At 64.8% G+C, this 24,422-nt stretch carries 24 protein-coding genes; 9 read left to right on the top strand and 15 right to left on the bottom strand.

What is annotated here, in order from left to right; translation table 11 throughout:
- Positions 1–12 precede the first annotated feature (12 nt).
- The 3 genes from HV765_RS06055 to HV765_RS06045 form a co-directional block, all read right to left on the bottom strand.
- Positions 13–1,140, bottom strand: coding sequence for an OmpA/MotB family protein (locus HV765_RS06055; RefSeq protein WP_175169101.1), 1,128 nt, complete (start codon positions 1,138–1,140; stop codon positions 13–15).
- Positions 1,137–2,009: a motility protein A gene (locus tag HV765_RS06050; RefSeq protein WP_054421534.1), complete on the bottom strand. Its 873-nt coding sequence runs from the start codon at positions 2,007–2,009 to the stop codon at positions 1,137–1,139. Before HV765_RS06050 ends, HV765_RS06055 begins: the two co-directional genes overlap by 4 nt.
- A 211-nt stretch (positions 2,010–2,220) precedes the next feature.
- On the bottom strand, positions 2,221–2,796 hold the full coding sequence (locus HV765_RS06045) for a GNAT family N-acetyltransferase (protein WP_175169100.1): 576 nt from the start codon (positions 2,794–2,796) through the stop codon (positions 2,221–2,223).
- Between the two features lie 103 nt (positions 2,797–2,899).
- On the opposite strand from HV765_RS06045, the gene HV765_RS06040 reads away from it, so the two are divergent.
- The 3 genes from HV765_RS06040 to HV765_RS06030 are packed head-to-tail and all read left to right on the top strand — an operon-like array spanning position 2,900 to position 5,699.
- Positions 2,900–4,927, top strand: coding sequence for an NYN domain-containing protein (locus tag HV765_RS06040; RefSeq protein WP_175169099.1), 2,028 nt, complete (start codon positions 2,900–2,902; stop codon positions 4,925–4,927).
- Positions 4,928–4,963: 36 nt separating this feature from the next.
- Complete coding sequence (locus tag HV765_RS06035; RefSeq protein WP_054421540.1) at positions 4,964–5,470, top strand: 2-thiouracil desulfurase family protein; 507 nt, start codon at positions 4,964–4,966, stop codon at positions 5,468–5,470.
- A 13-nt stretch (positions 5,471–5,483) separates the two neighbouring features.
- Positions 5,484–5,699 (top strand): hypothetical protein, encoded by a 216-nt coding sequence (locus HV765_RS06030; protein ID WP_254600465.1) that lies wholly within the window; start codon positions 5,484–5,486, stop codon positions 5,697–5,699.
- A 20-nt stretch (positions 5,700–5,719) separates the two neighbouring features.
- Here HV765_RS06030 and HV765_RS06025 read toward each other — a convergent pair whose 3' ends face one another.
- Positions 5,720–6,703, bottom strand: a complete 984-nt coding sequence (locus HV765_RS06025) for a Bug family tripartite tricarboxylate transporter substrate binding protein (RefSeq protein ID WP_054422396.1) — start codon at positions 6,701–6,703, stop codon at positions 5,720–5,722.
- A gap of 123 nt (positions 6,704–6,826) precedes the next feature.
- Complete coding sequence (locus HV765_RS06020; protein WP_054421543.1) at positions 6,827–7,429, bottom strand: hypothetical protein; 603 nt, start codon at positions 7,427–7,429, stop codon at positions 6,827–6,829.
- 396 nt (positions 7,430–7,825) lie between these two features.
- On the opposite strand from HV765_RS06020, the gene HV765_RS06015 reads away from it, so the two are divergent.
- Positions 7,826–8,371: a TetR/AcrR family transcriptional regulator gene (locus tag HV765_RS06015; protein WP_254600464.1), complete on the top strand. Its 546-nt coding sequence runs from the start codon at positions 7,826–7,828 to the stop codon at positions 8,369–8,371.
- An 86-nt stretch (positions 8,372–8,457) separates the two neighbouring features.
- Here HV765_RS06015 and HV765_RS06010 read toward each other — a convergent pair whose 3' ends face one another.
- Together HV765_RS06010 and HV765_RS06005 are read right to left on the bottom strand one after the other, a co-directional pair.
- Complete coding sequence (locus HV765_RS06010; protein ID WP_175169097.1) at positions 8,458–9,474, bottom strand: Bug family tripartite tricarboxylate transporter substrate binding protein; 1,017 nt, start codon at positions 9,472–9,474, stop codon at positions 8,458–8,460.
- Positions 9,475–9,607: 133 nt separating this feature from the next.
- Positions 9,608–10,027, bottom strand: a complete 420-nt coding sequence (locus HV765_RS06005; RefSeq protein WP_054421546.1) for a hypothetical protein — start codon at positions 10,025–10,027, stop codon at positions 9,608–9,610.
- A gap of 113 nt (positions 10,028–10,140) precedes the next feature.
- Here HV765_RS06005 and HV765_RS06000 point away from each other — a divergent pair, with 113 nt between their 5' ends.
- Positions 10,141–11,019, top strand: coding sequence for a LysR family transcriptional regulator (locus tag HV765_RS06000; protein WP_175169096.1), 879 nt, complete (start codon positions 10,141–10,143; stop codon positions 11,017–11,019).
- A 29-nt stretch (positions 11,020–11,048) separates the two neighbouring features.
- On the opposite strand, the gene HV765_RS05995 is transcribed toward HV765_RS06000, so the two are convergent.
- The 7 genes from HV765_RS05995 to HV765_RS05965 form a co-directional block, all read right to left on the bottom strand.
- A complete protein-coding gene (locus HV765_RS05995) occupies positions 11,049–12,443 on the bottom strand; it encodes a M20 family metallopeptidase (protein ID WP_175169095.1) in 1,395 nt (464 codons plus the stop codon).
- Positions 12,440–13,465 carry an ABC transporter ATP-binding protein gene (locus HV765_RS05990; RefSeq protein WP_054421552.1) on the bottom strand — a complete coding sequence of 342 codons (1,026 nt, stop codon included), beginning with the start codon at positions 13,463–13,465 and terminating at the stop codon, positions 12,440–12,442. Before HV765_RS05990 ends, HV765_RS05995 begins: the two co-directional genes overlap by 4 nt.
- Complete coding sequence (locus HV765_RS05985; RefSeq protein WP_054421553.1) at positions 13,462–14,451, bottom strand: ABC transporter ATP-binding protein; 990 nt, start codon at positions 14,449–14,451, stop codon at positions 13,462–13,464. Before HV765_RS05985 ends, HV765_RS05990 begins: the two co-directional genes overlap by 4 nt.
- Positions 14,452–14,453: 2 nt before the next feature.
- A complete protein-coding gene (locus HV765_RS05980) occupies positions 14,454–15,365 on the bottom strand; it encodes an ABC transporter permease (protein ID WP_156336399.1) in 912 nt (303 codons plus the stop codon).
- A 1-nt stretch (position 15,366) separates the two neighbouring features.
- Positions 15,367–16,284 carry an ABC transporter permease gene (locus tag HV765_RS05975; protein WP_175169094.1) on the bottom strand — a complete coding sequence of 306 codons (918 nt, stop codon included), beginning with the start codon at positions 16,282–16,284 and terminating at the stop codon, positions 15,367–15,369.
- Between the two features lie 65 nt (positions 16,285–16,349).
- On the bottom strand, positions 16,350–17,951 hold the full coding sequence (locus tag HV765_RS05970) for an ABC transporter substrate-binding protein (protein ID WP_254600462.1): 1,602 nt from the start codon (positions 17,949–17,951) through the stop codon (positions 16,350–16,352).
- Positions 17,952–18,058: 107 nt separating this feature from the next.
- A complete protein-coding gene (locus tag HV765_RS05965) occupies positions 18,059–18,790 on the bottom strand; it encodes a GntR family transcriptional regulator (protein WP_054422400.1) in 732 nt (243 codons plus the stop codon).
- A 274-nt stretch (positions 18,791–19,064) separates the two neighbouring features.
- On the opposite strand from HV765_RS05965, the gene HV765_RS05960 reads away from it, so the two are divergent.
- From HV765_RS05960 to HV765_RS05950, 3 genes are read left to right on the top strand one after another with little or no spacing between them, the layout of a single operon-like run.
- Positions 19,065–20,261 carry a pyridoxal-phosphate-dependent aminotransferase family protein gene (locus HV765_RS05960; protein ID WP_054421557.1) on the top strand — a complete coding sequence of 399 codons (1,197 nt, stop codon included), beginning with the start codon at positions 19,065–19,067 and terminating at the stop codon, positions 20,259–20,261.
- Between the two features lie 25 nt (positions 20,262–20,286).
- Positions 20,287–21,342 carry a serine hydrolase domain-containing protein gene (locus HV765_RS05955; RefSeq protein WP_054421559.1) on the top strand — a complete coding sequence of 352 codons (1,056 nt, stop codon included), beginning with the start codon at positions 20,287–20,289 and terminating at the stop codon, positions 21,340–21,342.
- 36 nt (positions 21,343–21,378) lie between these two features.
- The gene (locus HV765_RS05950) at positions 21,379–22,389 is read left to right on the top strand and encodes an aldo/keto reductase (protein ID WP_054421561.1); all 1,011 of its coding nucleotides are present in this window, start codon (positions 21,379–21,381) and stop codon (positions 22,387–22,389) included.
- Positions 22,390–22,432: 43 nt separating this feature from the next.
- Here HV765_RS05950 and HV765_RS05945 read toward each other — a convergent pair whose 3' ends face one another.
- Positions 22,433–23,005, bottom strand: a complete 573-nt coding sequence (locus HV765_RS05945; RefSeq protein WP_054421564.1) for a TetR/AcrR family transcriptional regulator — start codon at positions 23,003–23,005, stop codon at positions 22,433–22,435.
- A gap of 223 nt (positions 23,006–23,228) precedes the next feature.
- On the opposite strand from HV765_RS05945, the gene HV765_RS05940 reads away from it, so the two are divergent.
- Positions 23,229–24,407 carry an efflux RND transporter periplasmic adaptor subunit gene (locus HV765_RS05940; RefSeq protein WP_054421565.1) on the top strand — a complete coding sequence of 393 codons (1,179 nt, stop codon included), beginning with the start codon at positions 23,229–23,231 and terminating at the stop codon, positions 24,405–24,407.
- Positions 24,408–24,422 lie beyond the last annotated feature (15 nt).

Genomic DNA, 24,422 nt, shown 5'->3' with positions numbered 1-24,422 from the left:
TGCGGGGGGGGCTTAGGTGCGAGCCGGGGCCGGCTGCGTGGCGGGCGCGGGCGCGGCAGCGGCGGATTCGGGCGCGGTAGCCGCGGGCGCTTGCGCCGCCGGTGCTGCTACCGAAGCCGCCGATGCCGAAGCAGCCGATGCCGAACCGGCTGTTGCCGAAGCAGCCGAAGCCGAACCGGCTGTTGCCGGTGCCGCCGAGGATGACGCCGATGCCGGTGCTTTCGCTTCCTTCGCCGGCGCCTGCTTCGGCGCAATATCCATGATCAGTTCGACGCGGCGGTTGGCGGCGCGGCCGGCCGGCGTGTCATTGGATTCAATGGGGCGCGTTTCCGCATAGCCCACGGCCCGCAGGCGCTGGCCCGCGACGCCGTCTCGCACCAGCTCGCGCAGCACGCTGGTGGCGCGGCTGCTGGACAGTTCCCAGTTCGAAGCGAACTGGCGCGTCTGGATCGGCACCGGGTCGCTGTGGCCTTCGACCGACACCTGGTGTTCGTTCTTGTTCAGAATCGTCGCCAGGCGTTTGATCACGTCCAGGCCGGCCGGGCTGAGCGTGGCCTGGCCCGACGGGAACAGCAGTTCGTTGCTGATGCGGAAGCTGACGGACTGCTCGTTGATGATCACGTCCACCGACTTGCCCAGGTCGCCCAGCCCCAAGGATTCCTTGGACGGCGCCATCAGCGGCGGGGCGGCATCGGCCACCTTCATGCTGTCGTCGTCGGCGGGGGCGGCGGGGGCCGTGGCCGCAGGGGCAGCGGGTGGTTCGGCCCAACTGGCGGGAATGGCGGGCGTGTCGAATTCAGCGTATTCGCCGTCGTACTTGGGCAGGCCGGCGGCGGCCAGTGTCCCCACCAGCTCAATCGGCTGGTCCGACGGGCCGGAAGCCTGGCCATGCAGACGCGACACGGCCAGCATCACCACCAGCATGGCCAGCAGCAGCGTGATCAGGTCCAGATAGCTGAGCAGCCAATTCTCGGAATCCTGTTCGACCGTTTCTTCAACGTGCCAGCGGGAATAGCGGTCTTTGCGGTCACTTTTGCTGGGGCGCCAGCCGCTGTTGTTGGCGGCCGTTTTCTGCGCGCGCAACTGGGCCTGGCGGGCCTGCTCGATCCGCTGCGCCAGGGAAGGAGAAATCAGGCTCATTGACGCGCGGGGGCCGGGCGGTTGATGGAGACGGGCTGGGCGGCGGGTTTGACCTGGCCTTCCGTCTTGGGTTTGGCCTGGGGCGCGGCGCCAGCGCCACCGTCGTAGATTTCGTCTTCGACGTGCAGCACGAAGGAATTCAGCGTCTCGCGCACCACAGCCGGGCCGCGCTTCTCGCACATCATCGAGATGCCTTGCAGCACCATGTTCATGGATTCCACACGGCGCGCGGTGCGGCGTTCAAGCTTCAGCGCAATCGGTTTGCAGATCAGGTTGGCCAGCAAGATGCCGTAGAACGTCGTCATCAGGCCCACGGCCAGATGCTGGCCGATCATCGTCATGCTGCCGTCACCCAGCACGGCCATCAGGTTGATCAGCGCAACCAGCGTGCCCAGCATCCCGAAGGCTGGGGCAAAGGTCGCCATCACGCGGAACATCTGCGCTTCGGCCTGTTCGCGGGCACGCAGGCGCGCCACGCGCCATTGCAGCACTTCAATGATCTGGTCTTCCGGGGTGTTGTCGATGATCAGCTGGACGCCCGTGCGCAGGAACGGGTTCGACACTTTCTTCAGGGCTTGCTCGACCTTGTGGACGTCGGTGTTCATCCACAGCTGCGCCATCGACACGAGTTCTTCGATGTCGCGCTGCTGGTCGTGCTGGTCGTTGCGGAACACCGTGCGCACAAGCGAGAACACGCGCAGCACTTCATGCAGCGGGTAGGCGATGAACAAGGCTGCGCACGTGCCGCCCAAGACGATGGCCAGGCCTGGCAAGTTGAAGTACATGCTGGCGTCGGTGGCGGACAGCGCCACGACGATAAGCAGGGTAAGCAGGCCAACAACGGCGCCGATGACGGAAGACGGATTCATGGATCTTGCCCGAAGGGAAAAGCACCCCTACGCGCGGAATGCCGGAATGTCGGGAATTCTAGCCAGGAGTCATTCGGGTCAATTCGCCGGAAAGCGGGCCTAAAGGGCCGGTAAGCGCCGGCTTAGGCTGCCTGTCAGGGGGCGGCGGGGCAGGCACGAAAAAAGGGGCGGATCAGCGGGGTCAACCGCGCCGAACCGTCGGCGCCTGCCGTCATTGCGCGGTTTGCAGCGCCCGCCGCGCTTGCCACTCCTCGCGAGTGATTTCCCAGATCTCGGCGGGGTAGCGCCCGCTGACAAACCCGCGTTCTTCAACCGCCACGACGCGCATGCCGCCGCGTTCGGAAATCTTGCGCGACCCCGTATTGACGATGGCCTTGGGCGCGCGCAGCAGCGGCTTGCCCAACACGTCGAACCAATAGGCCGTGACGGCCTCGCTGGCTTCGGTCATATAGCCTTGCCGGCGAAAATCGGGGTCCAGCCAGAAGCCGCGATTGTTATTGGCGTCGTTGTCCATCAGGCTGACCACGCCGATCATGCGGCCCGGGTCGGCGTGGGTGCGCAGCGTCCAATGCCACTCTTCGCCCCGCTGGATGGCGGGCAGCGCCACGTGCTCAAGATAGTCGCGCGCGCCGTTCTCCGGGTAGGGCCAAGGCACCTGATCCGCCAGGAATTGCACCACATCCCATTGCGGAAAGATGCGCTGGATGGCCTCGGCGTCCTGCATGCACAGGGGCTGAAGCGTCAGTCTGGGGGTGGCCAGGGCGGGGTAGGCAGGGGCGTCAGGCACGGCGGGCGATCGGGCAAAATGATGGGCTGAAGGCGGATATGTATATCATGAGCGCTATCTGGCGGCCCGGTGTAATGTGGCCGCCTCGGCTTTGGAGAAGAATATGAATACCCCCAACGAAAACGTCAGCATGGCGCTTTTCTGCGACTTCGAGAACGTGGCGCTGGGTGTGCGCGACACCAAGTATCAGAAATTCGACATTCGTCCCGTGCTGGAACGCCTGCTGCTCAAGGGCAGCATCGTCGTCAAAAAAGCCTATTGCGACTGGGAACGCTACAAGGAATTCAAGGCCCCCATGCACGAGGCCAATTTCGAGCTGATCGAAATTCCGCACGTGCGCCAATCGGGCAAGAATTCGGCCGACATCCGACTGGTGGTGGACGCGCTGGACTTCTGCTACACCAAGTCGCACGTCAACACGTTCGTGATCATCAGCGGCGATTCTGATTTTTCGCCCCTGGTATCGAAGCTGCGCGAGAACAACAAGAAGGTGATTGGCGTGGGCGTGAAGCAATCCACGTCGGACTTGCTGATCGCCAACTGCGACGAATTCATCTTCTATGACGACCTGGCGCGCGAAGTGCAGCGCACCGCCGACGGCCGCCGCGATAACCGCGGTGCGGCCACTGGCGGCCAGCGCCGCACGCCCGACGAAGAAATTCGCCGCAAGGAAGAGCTGGACGCCCGTAAGACGCAGGCCGTGGAGATGGTTGTCGAGACCTTCGAGGCGCTGATGGCCGAACGCGGCGACAGCGGCAAGATCTGGGCATCCGCGTTGAAGGACGCGCTCAAGCGCCGCAAACCGGATTTCAACGAGTCGTACTACGGCTTCCGGGCCTTTGGCAACTTGCTGGACGAAGCAAAAAAGCGCGGCTTCCTGGAAGTCGGCCGCGAAGAGAATGCCGGCACGTATGTGTTTCGCGATAGCGCGGATGGCGCGGATGCGGGCGACGTTGCCGACACCGCACCGGTTACGGCTCGCGCCGATCGCGGAGAGCGCACGGATCGCGGTGATCGCACAGAGCGTACCGAACGCGGCGACCGTGCCGAGCGCACCGAACGTGCAGACCGTGGCGATCGCGCAGAGCGCAACGAACGGACCGACCGCGCAGACCGTGGCGGCCGCAACAATGGCTCGCGTGCCGCGCAAGGCCATCACGCCACCACCGCTCCCACCACCGCTCCCACGTCCGCCGCCGCGCCGGCCGATACCGGCGCCACGCAAACCGACGCCGTTCAGGAAGAGACCGATTCCCGGCCCTCCCGCAGATCGCGTGGCGGCCGCAAGTCGGGCCGAGGCGCCAGCCAGCACAGTGATCAACACGCAAACGTAGCGTCCATGAATACGCCGGCCGCAGCCGCCCCGGCTGACGCGGTTTCCGATGTGCAGGCCGCGGCGCCCGAGGCCGCGGCGAACGTGGCGCAAGCCCCCGCCGCCGCGTCGCCTGCGGCACAGGCCGAGGCATCTGCCCAAGCCAGCAAGCAAGCGGAAGCCGATCGCGCAACCGCGCAGGAGCTCGCCAAGGAAGCCGCCAAGCTCGAGGCCATGCGCGCCGATGCGCTGGCGCGTGCGCAGGAAACCAAGCCGGTTCAACCCTCGCGCCTGCCGCCCATGCCGACCCCGTTGCCGCAGGCGCGCCAGCCGCTGCCTGCTGTGAACATCGCGGAATGGACTTTTGTGGAAACGCCGCCCGAGGCGCGCCGCGAATCGGTCAAGACGCCGGTCAAGGTGTCGGACCCGTTTGAAGGCGGCGCCGCGCGCATCGCCGCCGAGGCTGCCGCCCGCGCAGCGTCCGAGCAGGAAGCTAAGAAGGCGCAAGAGAAGGCCCCGGCGAAAACGGCAACGCAGACGATCACGCAGACGACCACTGCGGCGCCCGCTAAGAAGGCAACCAAGACTGCAACCAAGACTGCAACTAAGACTGCAACGAAGACGGCGACTAAGACTGCAACCAAGACGGCCACAAAGACCGCCACCAGCCCGGGCACCAAGACCGCAGCGGCAAAGACGGCAGCGAAGACGGGAACTCAACCCCCCGCCGACGCGGCCTCTGCCGATGCCGGCGCAGCCCCCGCCAAAACGGCCAGCCGTACCCGTCGCCCGCGCAAGTCGGATGAATCGGCTTCCTGATCTTTCAGGGCGTCATTTTTCCGCGCAGGCTACGCCATGCAATACGTGTTGATCAGTTCCTGCCTGTTGGGCAACCCCGTGCGCTACGACGGGCGCGGGGTGCCTCACGATGACGCCGTCCTCGTGCGCTGGCGCGCCGAAGGCCGGGTCGTCTCCGTCTGTCCGGAAGTGGCGGGCGGGATGCCCATTCCGCGTCCGCCCGCTGAAATCGAACCCGGTAAGCGTGCCGCCGACGTGCTGGATAACGGCGCGCGCGTGGTCGCGGTAACGGGCGACGACGTCACCGTGCCGTTCGTGCAAGGCGGCCAGGCGGCGCTGGCGCTTGCCGAACAGCGTGGCATTCGCATCGCAGTGTTAAAGGAAGGCAGCCCATCCTGCGGCAGCGGCTATGTCTACGACGGCCATTTCGCAGGCAAGCGCCAACCGGGCGTGGGCGTGACGGCGGCATTGCTGACGCGCGCCGGTGTGCAGGTCTTCAGCGAAAAGCAATGGTCCGACGCCGAAGCCTGTTTGTTACGGCTGGAGGCCGAAGATGGCGCGTAGGGCGGGTGTCGTCATGCGTATCAGCGCCGTGCTGTGCCTGGCGCTGTCCGCCTTCTTCTACTACGCCTGGTACGCGTTCTACGTGAAGTGGGACTTCAACGAATTGGGCCGTTACTACGACCCCGTCGACCAGGTGGTCTACACGTCTTCGGGCTTTGTCTGGGTGCTGCCGGCAACCGTGTTGCTGGCGGCCGGCGCCGTCTTCATCTGGCGCGGCTGGCGGCGCTAAGCCCGCCGCCTTGCCGCCGCTTATTCACTGCGGATATTCGCAGCCTTCACGATTTTGCCGTTGTCGGCGTATTCGCGTTGCACCTGCGCCGCGAATTGCTCGACGCTGCCCGGCGACATGATGTTCAACGCCTCGGTCAGCGGCTTGCTGATGTCGGGCATCGCCGCCACTTTGTTGATCATTGCGTTCATGCGCTGGCGGAAGTCGGCGCTGGTGGTGGCGGGCGCGAAAAATCCGAATGTGGATGTCATGTTCGCCATTGGATACCCCAGCTCGGCAAACGTCGGCGTGTTGGGGCGGGCAGGCAGGCGGGCAGGGGAGCCCACCGCCAGCAGCTTGAGTTTGCCTTCGTCGATCAGCGTGTTGACCGGCGCGGACGCGTTCACCAGCATCAACGTGAACTGGCCGCCCAGCGCATCGGGCACCATCTGCGCCATGCCCTTGTACGGCACATGCGTGATGCGCACCTTGGCCTGGCCATTGATCTGTTCCAGCATCAGATGGCCCAGCGACCCCACGCCCGCCGTCGCCAGCGACAAGCCGTCGGGGTCTGCGCGGGCCTGATCCAGCATGGCTTTGAAATCCTTGCCGGTGAACTTCGGGCCACCCACCAGGTACACCGGCGAATACATCACGGCCGCCACCGGCGCCAGATCCTTCAGGGGGTCGTACAAGGTTTTCATCACGTGCGGCGACAAGGTCACCGGGCTGACAGCGGTAAAGCCCAGCGTGTTTTCGTCGTGCGCGCGGGCCACCGTGTTCATGCCGATCATGCCGCCCGCACCGCCCCGGTTTTCAACGATGACGGGCCGCCCCAGTTCCGTGGCCAGCTTCTGGGCAAACGCCCGCGCGGTGTTGTCGACGATACCGCCCGCGCCATACGGCACGACGATGGTCATGGCCTGCGGCTTGGTATCAGCTTGGGTTTGGGCTTGAACGGTGAACGAGACGGCACACAACGCGCTGACGGCGCAAAGGCCGGCTAGCCGCTTGAACTTCAACATGGCTTCCCCTTGTTGCGCGGCGGTATGGCCGCGCGTGATGACGGCGGTCCAAAGCAACGCGCCGGCATGCAGTGTGTGCAGGCCGGCGCGTGGGGGCAATCGGGAAAGCCCGGGGTTGCGAGCTTAGTTGGCGCGGTAGCCCCGGCTGGTCATGCAGGAATCCAGCGAATGGTTGTACGAGTCCACCATCACCTGCGTTGTCCATTGCGAAATGGTGGCCGGGTCGTAACCGCTTTGGTTCATGGCCCAGCGCTGGCATTCGTTGGTGGCGTTGGCCTGGGCCGAATTGACCTTGGGCGCCGACTCATATTGCACGGGCGCGTATTGCGGCTGCGGTTGCGCGTAGGCAACGGGCGGCGCTTCGTAGACGGGCGCGGCATACACCGGTGCGGCATAAGCGGGTGCGGCATACACGGGCGGGCTGGTGTAAGCCACGCCCGGCGAGGCATAGACGCCTGTCTGCACATAACTGGGGCCAGAGTCGGCCGCCAGCAAGAGGCCAACCGCGGCCAAGGCAAATGCGCCGCCTACCCACCACCCGGCCGAGCTGCTGCCACCACCGCCATGGTGGTGATAGTTATTACCGCCGTGATAGCCACCATGGTAGCCACCGCCACCATAGCCGCCACCGCCCCAGCCACCCCCGCGTCCGCCAGCCATCACAGGTGCGCTTGCAACGGCAAGCGCCAACGCCACGACAACCATCCGGCCTGTAAACCGTTTCATGATCTTGCTCCTGATTCGCCGCGCACAGCCCTTCGTAAAAGACGTGCGGCGATAGCACTACTTTACTGCTGCGCGTGCCAGTGCGTCCGCATCAAAAGTGGTTGCAAACGCTACTGCTATTTCAAGTGACTTCAAACGGGGCCGGTTGGGACGCGGCGTTGCTGCGACACCCTTTGTCGCGAAATCGCGACGGCAGTTGTTTCAGGGTTTTGTCAGCTTGGAAGGCCGTTCATTCGCGCGCGGTGTCAGAGCGGTCACAGTGCGTTTCGCAACGCCTGCGAAGTAGTAGCGGAAAGCGGTGAACGGTAGTACTTTCTCGCGATGATTACGGCACTACCCCCATCTTTATCGCAAGACAAGCGTCTCACCAAAGGTGAACGCACCCGCTTACAGCTGTTGGAGGTTGCCGCAGCGGAGTTCGCCGAACGCGGATTTCAGCATACCCGGATCAGCGACATCGTCGCCCGGGCCGGCGTGACACAGCCTGTCTTTTATCAATACTTCTCAAGCAAGCAAGCGGCCTACGACGAATTGGTCGGCATGTTCGCGCAACGCTTGCGACTCGCCATCAGCCAGGCGCGTTTACCGGCCAGCCTTGACGGCACCGAACTGGCGGACCGCATCCGCCGTGGCGTCCTGGGCCTGCTTGCCATCCTGCAAGAAGACCCCAACCTGACCCGCATCGGCTTCTTTCAAGTGGCGGCGGCCGAAGCGTTGAAGGACGAACTGGTGGCGATGATTGCTGACAACATTCGCGCCGAGCAGCAGGCGGGCCTGTTCCGCCCGGAGATTTCAGCGGACTGGTTTGCGCAGTCGCTGATGGGCATCATCGAACGCTTCACGCGCCAGATGCCGGATGCGGTCCAACAACAGGCGCTAGCGGAATTCATCACAGACTTACTACTGGATGGCATACGCCACCCTCAACGACAAGCCTCCTAGCCGGAGGCTTTTTTTTGGGCGGTCGCGGATGCAACCGGCTGCAATTGGCCAACATAGTCCGAAAATTGCAGCCGGCGCCCGTGGGCTTACTCCACCCGTGCGCCCGACGCCGCGACCAGCTTGCCCGCCGCTTCCCAGTCCGCTTTCAGCAGGTCCTGAAATTGCGCCGGGGTTTTTACTTCGGCTTCCACTCCCAGCGATGCCAGGCGGGTTTGCACCTTGGGGTCCGCCAGCACCTTGTTCACGGCCGCGTTGATCTTGTCGCGTTCGGCGGCGGGCAGGCCAGCGGGGGCCAGCAGGCCCAGCCAGGAATCGAAGGCGTAGCCGGGCAGGCCGCTTTCGGCGACGGTGGGCAGGTCGGGTGCGAAGCGCGAGCGGGTCTTGCCGGTGTAGGCCAGGAACGTCACGCGCGGGTCGTTGCGATAGGCGGTGACGCCGATGGTGGCGGCGGTCACGGCTTGCACGCGGCCGGCCAGCAGTTCGGTGACGGCGTCGCCCGTGGACTTCATGGGGATGTGCTGCATCTGCGCGCCGGCCGTGGCCAGGAAGGACGCCATGCCCAGGTGCGATGCGCTGCCGTTGCCGGCCGACGCATAGTCGTACGCGCCGGGCTTGGCTTTGACGGCCTGGATGAAGTCGGCGGGGGTCTTTGCGTTCAAGCTGGAGGACGCCAGGATGATGTAGCCGGTGTTGCCCAGGTACGCCACGCCGGTGAAGTCCTTGTAGGGGTCGTAGCTCAGGTTCTTGTACAGGTAGCCCGCAATGTTGTGGCTGGCGGCGGCCAGCACCAGGGTGTTGCCGTCCGGGTTGGCGCGCGCCACTTGTGACGTGCCTACCGTGCCGCCCGCGCCTGCGCGGTTCTCCACCACGATCGAGGCGTTCAGCGCCTGGCCGAGTTCGTCGCCAATGGCGCGCGCGATGGTGTCCTGCACCGCGCCGGTGCCATAAGGCACCACGATGCGGATGACGCGTTGCTGGGCGTGGGCGGCGCCTGGGCCGGTGAGCGCCGCGCCGGCAAAGGCCAGCAAGCCGAGCAGGGTGCTGCGGCGTAACGCTTGAAATTGCAGGGGGGTGCGGCGTACAGCTTGAAATTGGGTAGGCATGACAGCGGCTCGTAGCGTTGGCGCGCCCGCCGAATGTGGGGGCGCGAAGGCGTTGGACTCTAAAGAGTCATGGCGCGCCCGCCAACGATTTATTTGCCGCTTGTTTATAGCTATCGGGGATATAGCGCCCGGATCAGGCCCAGGTTTCGTGCAGATGCGCCCATTGCGGCTGGCCATCTTCGCCCGGCGTGAACAGCGCAGTGGCGCGCCGCTGCGTGACGCCGCCGTTCCAGGTGTGGCGTTCGCGATAGGTCAGCACGGCCGAGCCCGCATCCGCATATTGCACCGCCCATTCATCGATCTGAATCTTCAAGCCCGGACGCGACCCGCGCAAACCGGCGAACAACGCAGCCAATGCCCCGTGCGGCAGGCGTTGTCCGTCGGTCGTGATCATGCTGAACGCAGGCGCAAAGCTGCCAAGCAGGGCAGTCAGCACGGATGCCGGCGCGTCGGTCTGTCCGATCCATTGTTCGATGTGTGCATGAACGTCCAGCGCAAACTGCACGTGGGCGTCCTGCGGCGAAGGCGGGTGGGAAGAGGAAAAATCCGTCATGGAAAGCGCAGTGGAATCAACAAGGAGCGCCATTCTAGGCAGCCTGCCATGTTCTAAAAAACAGCCCACAGCTAGATATACTGTTCGGATTATTTTGACAATCAATCCTTGCCATGATCAACCTGAATCGTCTGTCGATGTTTGTCGCCGTGGTGGACGCCGGCTCGTTCACGGCGGCGGCCGACGCGCTGGGCACGACCAAGGCCGTTGTCAGTTTCAACGTGAAGCAGCTGGAACAGGAGCTGGGCGTGGCGCTGCTGACACGCAGCACGCGCCGCTTGGCGCTGACCGAGGCGGGCGAGGGCTTCTACGGCGATTGCGCCCGCCTGCTGCGTGACGCCGACGCCGCGGTGGACCAGGCGCGATCCGGGCAGCTGACGTTGTCAGGCAGTTTGCGGGTGACGGCGTCGGTGGACTATGGCAACCGCATCGTCGCGCCAGCACTCGCCGCGTTCGCCAGGCAGCATCCGGCGCTGCGGGTCAGCTATCAGGCGGGGTCGGCGCATGCGGACTTGATAGGCGAACGGCTGGACGTGGCGATCCGCGTGGGCGCGTTGGCGGATTCCACGTACCGCGCCACGCCCATCGGTGAATTCAAGCTGCTGTTGGTGGCCAGCCCGGCGTTGCTGGCGGAGCAAGGCACGCCACGGTCGCTTGCGGCATTGGCCGCGATGCCGTGGCTGGCGAATCGGCCGGGCCGTAGCGACCAGTGGCGCTTGATGGACAGCAAAGGGCGCGAGCACACGCTGCGCGTGTCGCCCGTGGCGCATGCGGATACGGCGTCGGCGTTGCTGGCGTTTGCGGAAGGCGGTTGCGGCGTGGCGGCGCTGCCCGACTGGCTGGTGGAAGAGCCCTTGGCGCGCGGCGCGTTGCAGCGCGTGATGCCGTCTTACGCGTTGCCGCCGCAGCCTGTATATGCGGTGTACGCCGATACGCGCCATGTCAGCGCCAAGGTGCGGCGCTTCATTGATTTTCTGCGGACGGGGACGTAGCTACCGCGCCGCGCCGTCCGCAGAAAAATTCAGCGCGTGATGGCCGGCGTGCCGCCCGCGCCCAAGTCCCAGTACAAGCCCGTCATCAAGCCCAGCGCCTGACGCAGCAGTTCCGGCGGCAGATGTTCATTGGGCGCATGCTGCGAACAACCCGGGTACGAATGCGGCACCCAGATGGTGCGCAGGCCCAGCACGTCCGTGAAGATGTCATTGGGCAGCGACCCTCCCAGGTTCGGCAGCAGCGCGGTCTTCTGGCCCGAGGTGCGCTCCAGCGAATCCACCGCCCATTGCACCCAGGCGTCGTCGGGGTCAATGCGCGTCGCGCAGAACATGGATTCGCGCGTCAGCGCAATCTTCACCATCGGAAAGCCATGGCTGTCCAGATGACGGCGCAGTGCGGGGATCAGGTCGTCCGGGTTCACGCCCACCACAAAGCGCAATTGGCAACGCGCCCAGGCGCGTGGCGGAATCGCGTTGACGGGCGTGTCGGGGTTGCCGGTCTTGTAGGCCAGCACTTCAAACGAGCACCAGCCAAACACGCGTTCGGCGGGCGACAAGCCGGGCTCGCCCCAGTCGGGTTCGATCTCGGGGCCGTCCGCGCCGCCATCCACCTGGCAGTCAGCCAGCGCGCGGCGCACGGCGGCGGGCAATTCGGCGGGCACCCATTCGGGGATGCGGATCTGGCCGGTGGGCGACACGATGGTGGAAATGGCGTGCGCCAGCTGGATGCCCGGGTTGGAAATCAGCCCGCCCCAATTACCCGAATGGTGGCCGCCCGCACGCGCTTCAATGCTCAGGTCAAAGTTCAGGCTGCCGCGTGCGCCCAGGAAAATGGTCGGGCGCTGGGCGGCCAGGCGTGGGCCGTCAGAGGCAATCAGCAGATCGGCGGCGAGCAGGTCGCGATGTTCAGCGCACAGTTCACGCAAGCCCATCGAGCCCGTCTCTTCGCCCATTTCAATCAGGTACTTGGCGTTGAACCCCAGCTTGCCGCGCGCTTCCAGCACCAGGCGCAGCGCTTCCATATTGATGGTGTGCTGGCCCTTGTTGTCGGCAATGCCGCGCCCGTACCAGCGGCCTTCGGCTTCGGTCAGCGCCCAGGGCGACAGGCCATCCTTCCATTCTTTTTCCAGCCCGCGGATGACGTCGCCATGGCCGTAGCCCAGCACAGTGGGCAGGGCCGGGTCTTCGATACGTTCGGCATACAGGAAGGGCGCCAGGGCCTTCGGGTGCGTCAGGGTGCGGCAGGTGAAACCCAGCGCTTCAAACGCCGGGCGGATTTCAGACTCCAGGTAATCCGCCAGCACGGCGGCGCGTTCGGGATTCTGGCTTTCCGTGGGCAGCGCCAACCGGCGCGCCAGCAGCGCGCGGAAGGCGCCCGAATCAAAACAGTGTTCCGCTTGGGCGATGGCTTGCTCACGGGTCATGATGGTCGGGCTCCGGTGGAAGTGGGTATCGAAGATAGCGGTGAAGACGCATTCGATGCGGCAAGGGAAGACGATGCCGGGGGATACAGATGGCAGGCCACTACCGACGCATCACGCAGCGTCAGCGCCGGCCGTTCGGTCTTGCATTGGGCCATGGCGTACTGGCAGCGCGGGTGAAACGGGCAGCCCGATGGCGGATGCAGCGGGTCGGGAAAGGACAGCCCCAGCCCCATGTCGGGAATGCCCAGGCCGGGCTCGGGCGTCAGCACGGAAGCCAGCAGCGCCTGCGTGTACGGATGGCGCGGGTCGTGAAACAGCTTGGCCGTGGGGGCGGATTCCACCACGCGGCCCAGATACATCACGGCCACGTCGGTGGCAATATGCTCCACCACCGCCAGGTTGTGGCTGATGAAGACATAGGTCAGGTTGAATTCGCGGCGCAGGTCCATCAGCAGGTTCATGATCTGCGCCTGCACGGACACGTCCAGCGCGGATGTTGGTTCGTCGCAGATGACGATTTCCGGGTTCATGACCAGCGCGCGCGCAATCGCCACGCGCTGCCGTTGCCCGCCCGACAGCTGCCCCGGCGTGTTGTGCGCCAGACGCGGCGGCAGGCCCACGCGTTCGAGCATCTCGATGGCCTTGTGCAGCTTCGGGTTGGGGATGCCGTGCACTTCCAGCGGCAGCGACACGATGGACGCAATGGAACGGCGCGGGTTCAACGACGAATACGGGTCCTGGAAAATCGGCTGCACGCGGCGGGCGAGCGCGCGGCGGTCCATCTGCCGGATGTCCTGGCCGTCGAGCTTGATGGCGCCTTCGCTGGGCGGCGTCAGGCCCAGCAGCATGCGGGCCAGCGTGGATTTTCCGCAGCCCGATTCGCCGACGATGCCCAGCACCGCGCCGCGTTCCACGGATAGGTCCACGCCGTTGACCGCGTGCAAGGTGCTGCGCGGACGGAACATGCCCGTGCGGATCGAAAATTGCCGGCTGACGGCTTCAGCTTGCAAGAGCGCGCTCATGCCGTAACTCCTTCCTCTTGGCGGATGCAGCGCCATTGCTGTTCGGGCGGATGGCCGTAGACGGGGATGGTGTCGCGGCACTGCGGTTGCACATAGCGGCAACGGTCGGCAAAGGCGCAGCCGCGCAAGTCGCCCACCAGCGAGGGCACCACGCCGGGTATCGTGCCCAGCGATTCGCCGGGCGGCGTGCGGCCAGGCACGGGAATACAGCCCAGCAGCCCCTGCGTATACGGATGGCGCGGCGTGGCGAAGATATCTTCAACCGGGCCTTCTTCGACGATCTGCCCGGCATACATCACCGCGACTTGCTGCGCGATGCGCGCCACCACGCCCAGATCGTGCGTGATCAGCACCATCGCAATACCCAGCTCGGCTTGCAGGTCGGCCAGCAGGCGCAGAATCTGCGCCTGAATGGTGACGTCCAGCGCGGTGCTGGGCTCGTCGGCAATCAGCAGTTCCGGGCCGCACATCAGCGCCATCGCAATCATCACGCGCTGACGCAAGCCGCCGGACAGCTGGTGCGGGTACTGCGTCAGCCGTTGCCCGGCCGAGGCAATGCCCACCTTTTCCAACAGTTCAACGGCGCGGTCGCGCGCTTGCTGCGCGCTGGCGTGGCGATGGTGGATGTAGTGTTCGGTGAGTTGTTCGCCGATGGCATAGGCGGGGTTCAGCGCCGTCATCGGTTCCTGGAAGATCATCGCCATCTTGCTGCCGCGCAGCGCGTTGATGCGCCGTCCGCGCGCGGCCGACAGGTCTTCGCCCAGCACCGCCAGCCGGCGGGTGGTGCGCTTGGCGGCCTTGGGCAGCAAGCCCATGATGGCCAGCGACGTCATTGATTTCCCGCAGCCCGATTCGCCCACCAGGCACAGCGTTTCGCCGCGCTTGACCTGGAATGACACGTCGCGCACCGCATGCAGCGCGCCGCGCGGCGTGGCGATATCGACCGTCAGCCCCTGCACGTCCAAAACGATTTCTTTGTCGGCCATGGTCAGGCCCTCTCTTCAGGCGTCAGCAGTTGATGCAGCCCGTCGCCGGCCAGGTTGATCGCGAAGATCAACAGCGCCAGCGCCGAACCCGGAATGGCGATGAGCCAGAACGAGAAGAACATATAGGCCTTGGCTTCCGAGATCATCAGCCCCCATGAGGGCAGCGGCGGCTGCACGCCCAGCCCGAGGAACGACAGCGAAGCTTCCAGCAAAATGGCGCTGGCGGCTTCCAGGGTGGCAATCACGATCAGCTGCGGCACCACGTTGGGCAGCACTTCGCCCCAGACGATGCGCCACGTGGACGCGCCCGCAGCTTGCGCCGCCGCCACGTATTCCAATGACCGCACCTGCTGCGTGGCGCTGCGCATGACAACGGCGTAGCGGTCCCACTTCAGGAACCCCAGCACCAGAATCACCACCCACAACGAGCCGCCGACAATCGCCACCGTCGCCAGCGCCACCAGGATCACGGGCATCGACAAGCGGGTCGTGATCAGGAACGACACCGCCATATCGACCTTGCCGCCGAAGTAGCCGGCGGCCATGCCCATGGCCGTGCCGATCAGCCCCGATATCAGCGCGACGCTGATGCCGATCAACAGCGAAATACGCGCGCCGTAGAAAAGACGCGACAGATAATCCCGGCCCAGCTGGTCGGTGCCTAGCGGATGCAGCCAGGTGCCTTTGGCGTACCAGACGGGGGGTGCAGTGCGGTAAGCCAAGTCTTGGAAGTAGGGGTCGTGCGGCGAAATCCACGGGGCAAGCAGCGCGATCATCACGATGATGAACAGGATGCCGCCGCCTGCCAGCAGGGCCTTGTTGCGGCGCAGCCGGCGCCAGCGCAGGGTGGACGCGGTCAGTTCGATGGGCGCGGGGGCGCCGGGAACAAGTGGAGTCAAGGTAGGCGTAGTCATGTCAGGACACCCGGATGCGCGGGTCCAACCACGCGTTGGCAATATCAGCGGCAAGCGTCAGCAGCACGTACAACACCGACAGCAGCAGCACGATCAGCTGCATCACCGGATAGTCCTTGTACGTGATGCTCTGGTAGGCCAGATACCCCAGCCCGTCCAGCGCGAAGATGGTTTCAATGACGACCGAACCGCCCAGCAGATAACCCAGCTGCACCGCCGCCAGCGCCACCACGGGCACGATGGCGTTGCGCAGCGCATGCTTGAAGATGATCTTGCGGGCCGGCAGGCCCTTGGCGCGCGCGGTACGGATGTAGTCCGCGCCCAGCACTTCGATCATGCCGGCGCGGATCAGCCGCATGAAGGCGGGCGCCACGTAGTAGCCCAGCGCAATGGCGGGCATCACGAAATGCTGCCAGGTGCCGCTGCCCGACACGGGCAGGATGCGCAGCGAGATCGAGAACAGCATGATCAGGATCAGCGCAAAGAAGAAGTTCGGCAGCGCCTGGCCCAGCACCGCGATGGCCAGACAGAGGCGGTCGATGGCGCTGCCCTTGTAGATGGCGGCCAATACGCCCAGCGGAATCGAGATCAGCAGCGCAAAGGCCAGGGCGCCCATGCCTAGCAGCAAGGTGGTCTTGAGCTTGGACAGAATCAGCGGGCCGGCCTCGGTCTTGAAGTACACCGACGTGCCGAAATCGCCTTGCATGATGTGCCAGAGCCAATCGGCGTACTGCACCACCATCGGCCGGTCCAGCCCATAGGTCTTGCGGATCATGTCGATGTCGGCCTGCCGCGCCCCTTCGCCGGCCAGCGCCAGCGCCGGGTCGCCCGACAGATGCAGCAGCAGGAACGCCAGGATCGATACGGTCAGCGCCACCAGCGCCGCCAGGCCCAGGCGCCTGATCGTGAAATAAAGCATTGGACTTCCTCTAACGGTTCAGCCCGCCGGGCGCGCGCCATGCCCGCCCGGCGATTCCCTGGCGCTTACTTCCAGCTCATGTCCCAGAAGCGGACAAGCTCATCCGAATAGGGCTTGAAGTTCACGTCCTTGGTGGCTACGTAGTAGGCGGGCAGCGTCCACAACGGCACGGCATACGCCTTCTGCGCAATCAGGTCCAACGCTTCTTTGTAGGCGGCGTTGCGCGGCGCGCTTTCAATGGTGTGGTCGCCCTTGTTGAGCAGGTCGCGCACTTGCGCATCGCGCGTGACGTCGTCGTTGCCGAAGGCGAAGTACACGGGGGTCGACGCCGACACGTCGTTGACCAGGTTGGAACCCCAGGTCTGGTGCGTGAGCGCCGCCTTGTTCGCGCGGATCATGTCGCGCATGGCGGCGTATTGCAGGAAGTTCAGCTTGGCGCGGATGCCCACGGCCTGCAGGTAATTGATGATGGCTTCGGTCTGGTTGCGTTCGCGGTAGGCCACGATGTCGATGTCGAAACCATTGGCGTAGCCAGCGTCGGCCAGTAGCTTCTTGGCCAGCGCCGGGTCGTACTTGTAGGTGGGCGCGCCGTCTTGCGTGCAACCCACTTGCGACGGCGTGCAGATGGTGTTGATGAGCCCGCCGCCTTCGCCCACGATGTTCTTCAACATGGCGTCGCGGTCAATCGCGTGGATGATGGCTTTGCGCACGCGTTCATCTTTCAGCTGCGGCGCCGGGGTGCCGTCCTGAATGTTCATCTGCATGAACACGATGCGCATGGTGTTGCCGGTCACCATTTGCAGGTTCGGCATCTGGCCCAGCTGTTCAGCCTGGTCTTTCGGCACGCTCATGATCAGGTCTTCGCCGCCCGAGATGACTTCCGCCATTTGCGTCTGGCGGTCGGGAATGAAGCGGATGACGACCTTGCCGATCTTCGGTTGCGCCTTGGGCGAATCCTTGAAGTAGTCGGCGTTGCGTTCCAGCGTGATGGACTTGCCGGGCTGGTAGTCCACCACCTTGTACGGGCCTGAACCCACGGGCTTGGCGTTCATGCCCTTGGGGCCGACTTCCTGGTAGTACTTGGCGGGGTGGATGGCGACGGTGGTGGACAGGTATTCCTTGGCGCCGGGGAAGGGCTCCTTGGTCGTCAGGCGCACCTTGTACTTGTCGATTTTCTCAACCTTGTCGATCCACGACACGTTCTGCTGGGTCACCGCCTTGTTCTTCGGGTCGGCCACGTAGTTCAGCGTGTACACGACGGAGTCCGCGTCGAACTCCTCGCCGTTATGGAATTTGACGCCTTCGCGCAACTCGAATTCCATCGTCTTGTCGTCGATCTGCTTCCAGCTCTTGGCCAGTTGCCCCTTGTACTCATTGGTGACGGGGTCGCGGTAGAGCAGCGTGTCCCAGACGTTGGCGGCGATGATGACGCCGATCCGCACGTTGTTGAAATACGGGTCGACGCTTTCGGGCGCCTGGTCATACGCCATGCGCAAGGTGTCGTCCTTTTTGCCGGCCAGCACGGGCTGGGAAGCCAGCGTGGCGCAAGCGAGCAGGGCGGCGGCAAGGGCGCGCAGCGGGGTGATGCCGCGCAAGGGCGATGCAGATACAGCGGACGTGAAGCGATGCGATGTGAAGCGTTGCGGTGTGACGCGAAAATCAGCCATGGTGAAGGCTCCTCTGGAAGGCACTACATGTACTGCGTATCCATCATCTCGCTCCGGGCCGCGCCACCCTTGGTTTTATCGTTATCGTCCGTGCGCTGGGAGTGGGCTCAACCAGTTTCGGACGATTGCGCGGACTTGGGCGCCGCATCGGGGTTCAAGCTTTTCAGCGCGGCTTCGCACTTGCGCTGCAAGTGCTGCCGCATGATGCCCGCCAGCCGGTCCGCGTCGCGCGCGTCCAGGGCCTCGGCCATCTCGATGTGTTCCCGCATCGCCAGATCCCATTTCTGACGGTTCTCGTTCGACACGAAGCGCAGGTTCTGGATGCGCGCGTTCTGCGCGTCGTACAGCTGCTTGAGCAGGCTGTTGTGAGACGCCAGGCTGATGCGTTCGTGGATGTCGCGGTTGGTGCGGAAATACGTGGGCAGATCGTGGCGGGCGTGGCTGGCCATCATTTCGTAGGTCAGCGCACGGATCTCGGCGATTTCGGTGTCGGTGGCGCGTTCGCACGCCAGCCGGCACGACATGGCTTCCAGCCCGCCAATCACTTCAAAGGCTTCGCGGATGTTCGCTTCCGACAGCGCCACCACCTGCGCGCCACGGTTGGGTTCAATCTGCACCAGCCCTTCAGCCGCCAGCACCCGGAACGCTTCGCGCATCGGCGTGCGGGACACGCCCAGCATGTCGCACAGGGCGCGTTCGTTCAGGCGGGAGCCGGGGGGGAATTCACCTTGGATGATGCGTTCGCGCAGCGCGCCGGCCACGGCGCCCGGCAGCGTCCGGCTGTTGCCGGCCACGCGCGCCGCCGTCGGCGCGGCGGCCTCGGGCGGGGCGTCGGGCATGGCGGAATCGGCGCGTGCCGACCCGGCCAAATTCGGCATCAGGCTAGGATTGCTGCTCATTGGTATACCAATTTTTCCCCGTGTTTTTTTGCACTATAAACCTGTCGCAAGCACTTCAATCATGGGTGTATACCCTAGGTTATCGGTGCAAAAACAATGGGATAGAGTGGCGCATGCTGCAAGTCCGCCTGCTCGGCCGGGACGGCGCCAAAAGCCGTTTGAATCGCCGCGCAACTTTCGCTGGTATACAAAAATTTCCACTTTGGGGCGTCGCATGCTTTCCCTGAATTCCCATCCGTCCGGCCGGCACTTCCTGCAAATCCCGGGGCCGACCAACGTGCCCGACCGCGTTTTGCGCGCCATTGACCAGCCCACCATCGACCATCGCGGGCCGGAATTCGGCGCGCTGGGCCGCGCCGTGCTGGAAGGCGCCAAGCACGTCTTCCAGACGCAAGCGCCCGTGGTGATTTTTCCGTCTTCGGGTACCGGTGCGTGGGAAGCGGCGCTGGTCAACACCTTGTCGCCCGGCGATCGCGTGCTGATGGTGGAAACCGGGCACTTCGCCAGCCTGTGGAAGAAGCTGGCCGGCCGCCTGGGCCTGGACGTGGATTACATCGAAGGCGACTGGCGCCATCCCGTGGACGCCGCCGTGATCGGCGCGCGGCTGGCCGAAGACACGCAGCACCGCATCAAGGCCGTGTGCGTGGTGCATAACGAAACGTCTACCGGCGTCACCAGCAACATCGCCGCCGTGCGCGCCGCGATCGACCGCGCGGCGCATCCCGCGCTGTTGATGGTGGACACAATTTCTTCGCTGGGTTCCATCGACTACCGCCACGACGAATGGGGCGTTGACGTCACCGTTGCCGGTTCGCAAAAAGGCTTGATGCTGCCGCCGGGCCTGGCGTTCAACGCCGTCAGCGCGCGTGCGCTGGCCGCGGCCGACACGGCCAAGCTGCCGCGTTCCTACTGGGACTGGCGCGAAATGCTGACGGCAAACGCCAAAGGCTATTTCCCGTACACGCCGTCCACGAACCTGCTGTATGGCCTGCACGAAGCGCTGGCCATGCTGCAAGCCGAAGGCCTGCCGCGCGTGTTCGCGCGCCATGAACGCCACGCGCGCGCGACGCGTCTGGCGGTCGCCGGCTGGGGGCTGGAGTTGCTGAGCCTGGACGCATCCGCGCACAGCCCCGCGCTGACGGCGGTGCTGCTGCCCGAAGGCCATAGCGCCGACGCGCTGCGCAAGGTCATTCTTGACCGCTTCGATATGTCGCTGGGGCAGGGCCTGGGCAAGCTTACCGACCGCATTTTCCGCATTGGCCACCTGGGCCACTTCAATGACCTGACGCTGTGCGGCACGCTGGCCGGCGTCGAAATGGGGCTGGCGGCAGCGGGCGTGCCGCACCGCACGGGCGGCTTGCAGGCCGCCATGGAATTCTTGGCGCGCACGCCTGAAGGCGCTGCGGCCTGACACACCACACAACATAAGGGAAACCATGAACACGCTTATGCAGCAGGCGATCCAGTTCGCCAACGACCATGAATCCACCTGGGACCGCAGCGTCAAGGGCAACTTCGGCGTACACCTGAACGACCCGCCGCCCTGGAACAAGCTGCTGGGCCCCATCCACGACCGTGGCCCGGTGTCGGGCGTGGTGGTGGTGGACGGCAAAACGGTGGCGGAATGGGGCGAGCCCGAGCGCGCCGACCTGACCTTCAGCGTGGCCAAGCTGTACCTGGCGATTCTGGCGGGCGTGGCGCATGACCGTGGCCTGTTGCCCGACGTCGATGAACCCGTCGGCAAGCGCGTGCCGGGCATCGGCTTTGATGACGGCCAGAACGCCGACATCACGTGGCGCCATCTGTTGCAGCAGACGAGCGAATGGGAAGGCGAACGCTTTGGCGTATCGGACCAGGCCGACCGCTATCGCGCCGTGACCTTCGGCGTGCCGCCCGACGGCAAGAAGGGCGACGCGCGCCCCTTGCAACGCCCCGGCACGTACTGGGAATACAACGACGTGCGCATCAACCAGCTGTCGTACGCTTTGCTGCATCTGTTTCGCAAGCCCTTGCCCGACGTCTTCCGCGAAGCCGTCACGCGCCCCATCGGCGCCAGCGAAGATTGGCAATGGGTGGGGTATGACACTGCCTGGGTCGAGATCGACGGCCAGCGCATGCCGTCCGTGCCCGGCGGTTCGCACTGGGGCGGCGGCATGTCGATCAGCGCGCGCGACCAGGCGCTGATTGGCCAGATGCTGCTGAACGACGGCCAGGCCAACGGCAAGCAGATCCTGTCGCGCGAATGGATTCAAGCGATGCGCACGCCTTGCGCCATCGCGCCGTATTACGGCTACCTGATCTGGCTGAACCACGAAGGCCGTGTGTTCCCCAGCGTGCCGGCGTCCAGCTTCTTCGGCGTGGGCGCGGGCAGCTCGTTCACATGGGTGGAACCCGAACGCAAGATGGTCGTGATCGTGCGCTGGCTGAATTCCGCGCATGCAGACGCGCTGTTCGGAAAAATCCTTGCGGCAGTCGACGCGCCACAGGCGTAACATTCCGACCTTGCCACCCGAACAAGGAATCAAGCCATGAATACCCGCCGACTGGGAACCAGCAATCTGCGCGTCTCGCCGCTATGTCTGGGCACCATGATGTTTGGAGAACAGACGCCGGATGACGAGGCCGCACGCATTGTTGCGTCGGCGCGCGATCATGGCGTTAATTTCATTGATACGGCCGACGTCTACAACGAAGGCCGTTCGGAAGAAGTGGTGGGCAAGCTGCTGCAAGGCCAGCGCCACGACTGGGTGCTGGCCAGCAAGATCGGCAACGTCGTGGGCAAGGGCCCGAACCAGTCGCATTACTCGCGCCAATGGCTGATGCGCGGCGTGGAGCAAAGCCTTACGCGCATGGGTACGGATTTCATGGACATCCTGTACCTGCACCGCGACTATCACGAAGAAAATCTGGAAGAAGCGCTGTGGGCGCTGGGCGACCTGATCCGCGCGGGCAAGCTGCGCAGCTTTGGCTTGTCGAACTTTCGTGGCTGGCGCATCGCGGAAGTGATGCGCCTGTGCGAAAAGATGGGTGTGCCGCAGCCGGTGGTGTGCCAGCCGTACTACAACATGCTGAATCGCGGCCCCGAGGTGGAAATTCTGCCGGCCTGCAAGCATTACGGCCTGGGCGTGGTGCCTTATAGCCCCATCGCGCGCGGCGTGTTGACGGGCAAGTATCTGCCGGGCCAGGCGCCCGCATCCGATACGCGCGCCGGCCGTGGCGACCGCCGCATGCTGGCCACCGAGTTCCGTGAAGAGTCGTTGCAGATTGCGCAGCAGCTGGTGCAGCACAGCGCCGCGCGCGGCGTGCAGCCGGGGCATTTCGCTACCGCCTGGGTGCTGGCCAATCCGGTCATCACCGGCGTCATCGCTGGCCCGCGCACCTTGGCGCAGATGGACGATTACTACGCGGCGCTAGAGGTGAAGATCACGCCGGAAGACGAAGCCATCGTTGACGGCTGGGTCACGCCGGGCCATGCGTCCACGCACGGCTACAACGACCCCAACTATCCGTTCTTCGGACGGCCCGTCGCGTCGGCCTGATCGCCAGGCCACCACGCGCAATCGCCACCCGCGCCGCCTGCCTCTACGCCGGGGCGCGCGCCGGTTCGGTGGCGATGCCGTGCAGCATCATCTGTTCCACCACCGACGCAATGCCCAGTCGGGCCACGCGCCCGCGCCGTTCGGCGTCCACCATGCTGGTCAGCACGCCGAACAACATCTCGGTTAGCGCCGCCGCCGTCATATCGACGCGGAAGGCGCCTTCGCGCTGCCCGCGTAAAAAGAACGCGTCCAACGATTCCTGGTAACCCGACCAGCTGTTCATGATGTCGGGCTGCTGCTCGTTGTCGGGCTTCCAGTTGTACATGAGGAAGGCCGTCAATTCCTTGTGCGCCAGATTCTGATTGATCAGGTTGCGCAGCGCCTCGCGCGGCGGGGCGGAGTCCAGATGCGAGTCCGCCAGCGCCTTCTTCATGACGTGCGCGCAATGCTTGGTGAGGCGCAGGACCAGTTGGTCCCGCGTCTGACAGAAGCGATACAGCGTTGCCTTGCTGACGCCCACGGCCTTGGCCAGTTCCTGCAAGGTCGCGCGCGGCTGATCCACCATCGCCAACGCCAACGCCACTAAAAAGCGTTCGTGCCCCGCCTCGTCAGACATTGCCTGCCCCTTTCCGTATGTGTGTGGAATCCCCGTTTGCCGGGTATTGGAGCATGTGCGATTCACTTTGTACAAACTTTCGTGATTTTGACAAGTAAAGACTTGTGAAGTCGCTTTGTTGAACTTCACAAAATCAAATGAATCATTATTGATTCAAATCAATCATTAAGGTAGCATCGCCCACTTGGTAAATGACGGTGCCGCGGGGCGCAAGGTTACAAAAATGAAAACTCACATGAAGCGGCGCTTGCCCTTGACGGCATTGTTGGCGGCACTGGTGTTGGCCGGTTGCGGCGGTGACAAGTCCGAGCCGCCCCAGGCGCAAACGCCGCGCCCGGTGCAGGTGCTGGCGGTGCAACCCGAGCGCTTCACGATGACCAGCGCGTTGCCGGGGCGTGTTGAACCCGTGCGGGTGGCGGAAGTGCGCGCCCGCGTGGCGGGCATCGTGCTCAGCCGCAATTTCGAAGAAGGCGCTGACGTGAAGGCGGGCGACGTGCTGTTCAGAATCGACCCGGCGCCGTTCAAGGCCGCGTTGTCGCGCGCACAGGGCGAGCTGGCCAAGGCCGACGCCGCCGTGTCCGACGCGCAGGCGATCCTGAAGCGCTACACGCCGCTGGTGAAGATCGAAGCCGTCAGCCAACAAGACTTCGATACCGCTGCCACCACGCTGAAAAGCGCCCAAGCCGCGCGCCGTTCGGCGCAGGCTGATGTGGAAACCGCGCAGCTGAACCTGGACTACGCCACGGTCAAGGCGCCGATTTCTGGCCGCATCGGCCGGGCGCAAGTGACCGAAGGCGCGCTGGTGGGTCAGAACGAAGCCACCGTGATGGCGAAGATTCAGCAACTGGACCCGATCTACGTGGACTTCAACCAGCCCGTGGCCGACATGCTGCGCATGCGCGCCGCCTTGCAAGACGGCAGCCTCGCGCAGGGCGAAGGCGCCAGCATCTCCCTCACCATCGACGGCACCGACGAAAAGCGCAGCGGCAAGCTGCTGTTCTCGGACATCGCGGTGGACCGGACAACCGGCCAGGTGTCGGTGCGCGGCGAGTTCGCCAACCCCGACGTGCTGCTGTTGCCGGGCATGTATGTGCGAGTGCAGACGCAGCAAGGCGTGGACGCCAACGCCATCCTGGTGCCGCAGCGCGCGGTCACGCGCAGTACGGATGGCAAGCCGCAAGTGATGCTGGTGGGCAAGGACGACGTGGTGGAGTCGCGTGCGGTGCAGACCGGCGCGATGCGCGGTTCTGACTGGCACATCGTTGACGGGCTGGCCGCAGGCGACCGCGTCATCGTGGGCGGCGTATCGGCCGCCGTGCCGGGCCAGAAAGTCAGCGTGGCGCCCGCCGAGCAAGCCCGCGTTGCCGCCTCTGGCGAGGCTCCCGCCCGTGCCACGAACTAATCGGCCGCCCGCGCA

This window comes from Achromobacter kerstersii (genome assembly GCF_902859595.1).
In the GTDB taxonomy this organism is placed as follows: domain Bacteria; phylum Pseudomonadota; class Gammaproteobacteria; order Burkholderiales; family Burkholderiaceae_B; genus Achromobacter; species Achromobacter kerstersii.
Note: the sequence above shows the minus strand (reverse complement) of the source record. Positions and strands in the feature narration are given on the sequence as shown.

Excerpts from the sequence above, each read along its gene's own strand:
- HV765_RS06055 (WP_175169101.1), bottom strand. The coding sequence starts at position 1,140 with ATGAGCCTGATTTCTCCTTCCCTGGCGCAGCGGATCGAGCAGGCCCGC.
- HV765_RS05980 (WP_156336399.1), bottom strand. The coding sequence starts at position 15,365 with ATGACTACGCCTACCTTGACTCCACTTGTTCCCGGCGCCCCCGCGCCC.
- HV765_RS06040 (WP_175169099.1), top strand. The coding sequence starts at position 2,900 with ATGAATACCCCCAACGAAAACGTCAGCATGGCGCTTTTCTGCGACTTC.
- HV765_RS05940 (WP_054421565.1), top strand. The coding sequence starts at position 23,229 with ATGAAAACTCACATGAAGCGGCGCTTGCCCTTGACGGCATTGTTGGCG.
- HV765_RS05945 (WP_054421564.1), bottom strand. The coding sequence starts at position 23,005 with ATGTCTGACGAGGCGGGGCACGAACGCTTTTTAGTGGCGTTGGCGTTG.
- HV765_RS06035 (WP_054421540.1), top strand. The coding sequence starts at position 4,964 with ATGCAATACGTGTTGATCAGTTCCTGCCTGTTGGGCAACCCCGTGCGC.
- HV765_RS05950 (WP_054421561.1), top strand. The coding sequence starts at position 21,379 with ATGAATACCCGCCGACTGGGAACCAGCAATCTGCGCGTCTCGCCGCTA.
- HV765_RS05955 (WP_054421559.1), top strand. The coding sequence starts at position 20,287 with ATGAACACGCTTATGCAGCAGGCGATCCAGTTCGCCAACGACCATGAA.
- HV765_RS05965 (WP_054422400.1), bottom strand. The coding sequence starts at position 18,790 with ATGCCCGACGCCCCGCCCGAGGCCGCCGCGCCGACGGCGGCGCGCGTG.
- HV765_RS05970 (WP_254600462.1), bottom strand. The coding sequence starts at position 17,951 with ATGGCTGATTTTCGCGTCACACCGCAACGCTTCACATCGCATCGCTTC.
- HV765_RS05990 (WP_054421552.1), bottom strand. The coding sequence starts at position 13,465 with ATGAGCGCGCTCTTGCAAGCTGAAGCCGTCAGCCGGCAATTTTCGATC.
- HV765_RS06005 (WP_054421546.1), bottom strand. The coding sequence starts at position 10,027 with ATGACGGATTTTTCCTCTTCCCACCCGCCTTCGCCGCAGGACGCCCAC.
- HV765_RS05985 (WP_054421553.1), bottom strand. The coding sequence starts at position 14,451 with ATGGCCGACAAAGAAATCGTTTTGGACGTGCAGGGGCTGACGGTCGAT.
- HV765_RS06000 (WP_175169096.1), top strand. The coding sequence starts at position 10,141 with ATGATCAACCTGAATCGTCTGTCGATGTTTGTCGCCGTGGTGGACGCC.
- HV765_RS06050 (WP_054421534.1), bottom strand. The coding sequence starts at position 2,009 with ATGAATCCGTCTTCCGTCATCGGCGCCGTTGTTGGCCTGCTTACCCTG.
- HV765_RS05960 (WP_054421557.1), top strand. The coding sequence starts at position 19,065 with ATGCTTTCCCTGAATTCCCATCCGTCCGGCCGGCACTTCCTGCAAATC.
- HV765_RS06025 (WP_054422396.1), bottom strand. The coding sequence starts at position 6,703 with ATGTTGAAGTTCAAGCGGCTAGCCGGCCTTTGCGCCGTCAGCGCGTTG.
- HV765_RS06030 (WP_254600465.1), top strand. The coding sequence starts at position 5,484 with ATGCGTATCAGCGCCGTGCTGTGCCTGGCGCTGTCCGCCTTCTTCTAC.
- HV765_RS06020 (WP_054421543.1), bottom strand. The coding sequence starts at position 7,429 with ATGAAACGGTTTACAGGCCGGATGGTTGTCGTGGCGTTGGCGCTTGCC.
- HV765_RS06010 (WP_175169097.1), bottom strand. The coding sequence starts at position 9,474 with ATGCCTACCCAATTTCAAGCTGTACGCCGCACCCCCCTGCAATTTCAA.
- HV765_RS05995 (WP_175169095.1), bottom strand. The coding sequence starts at position 12,443 with ATGACCCGTGAGCAAGCCATCGCCCAAGCGGAACACTGTTTTGATTCG.
- HV765_RS05975 (WP_175169094.1), bottom strand. The coding sequence starts at position 16,284 with ATGCTTTATTTCACGATCAGGCGCCTGGGCCTGGCGGCGCTGGTGGCG.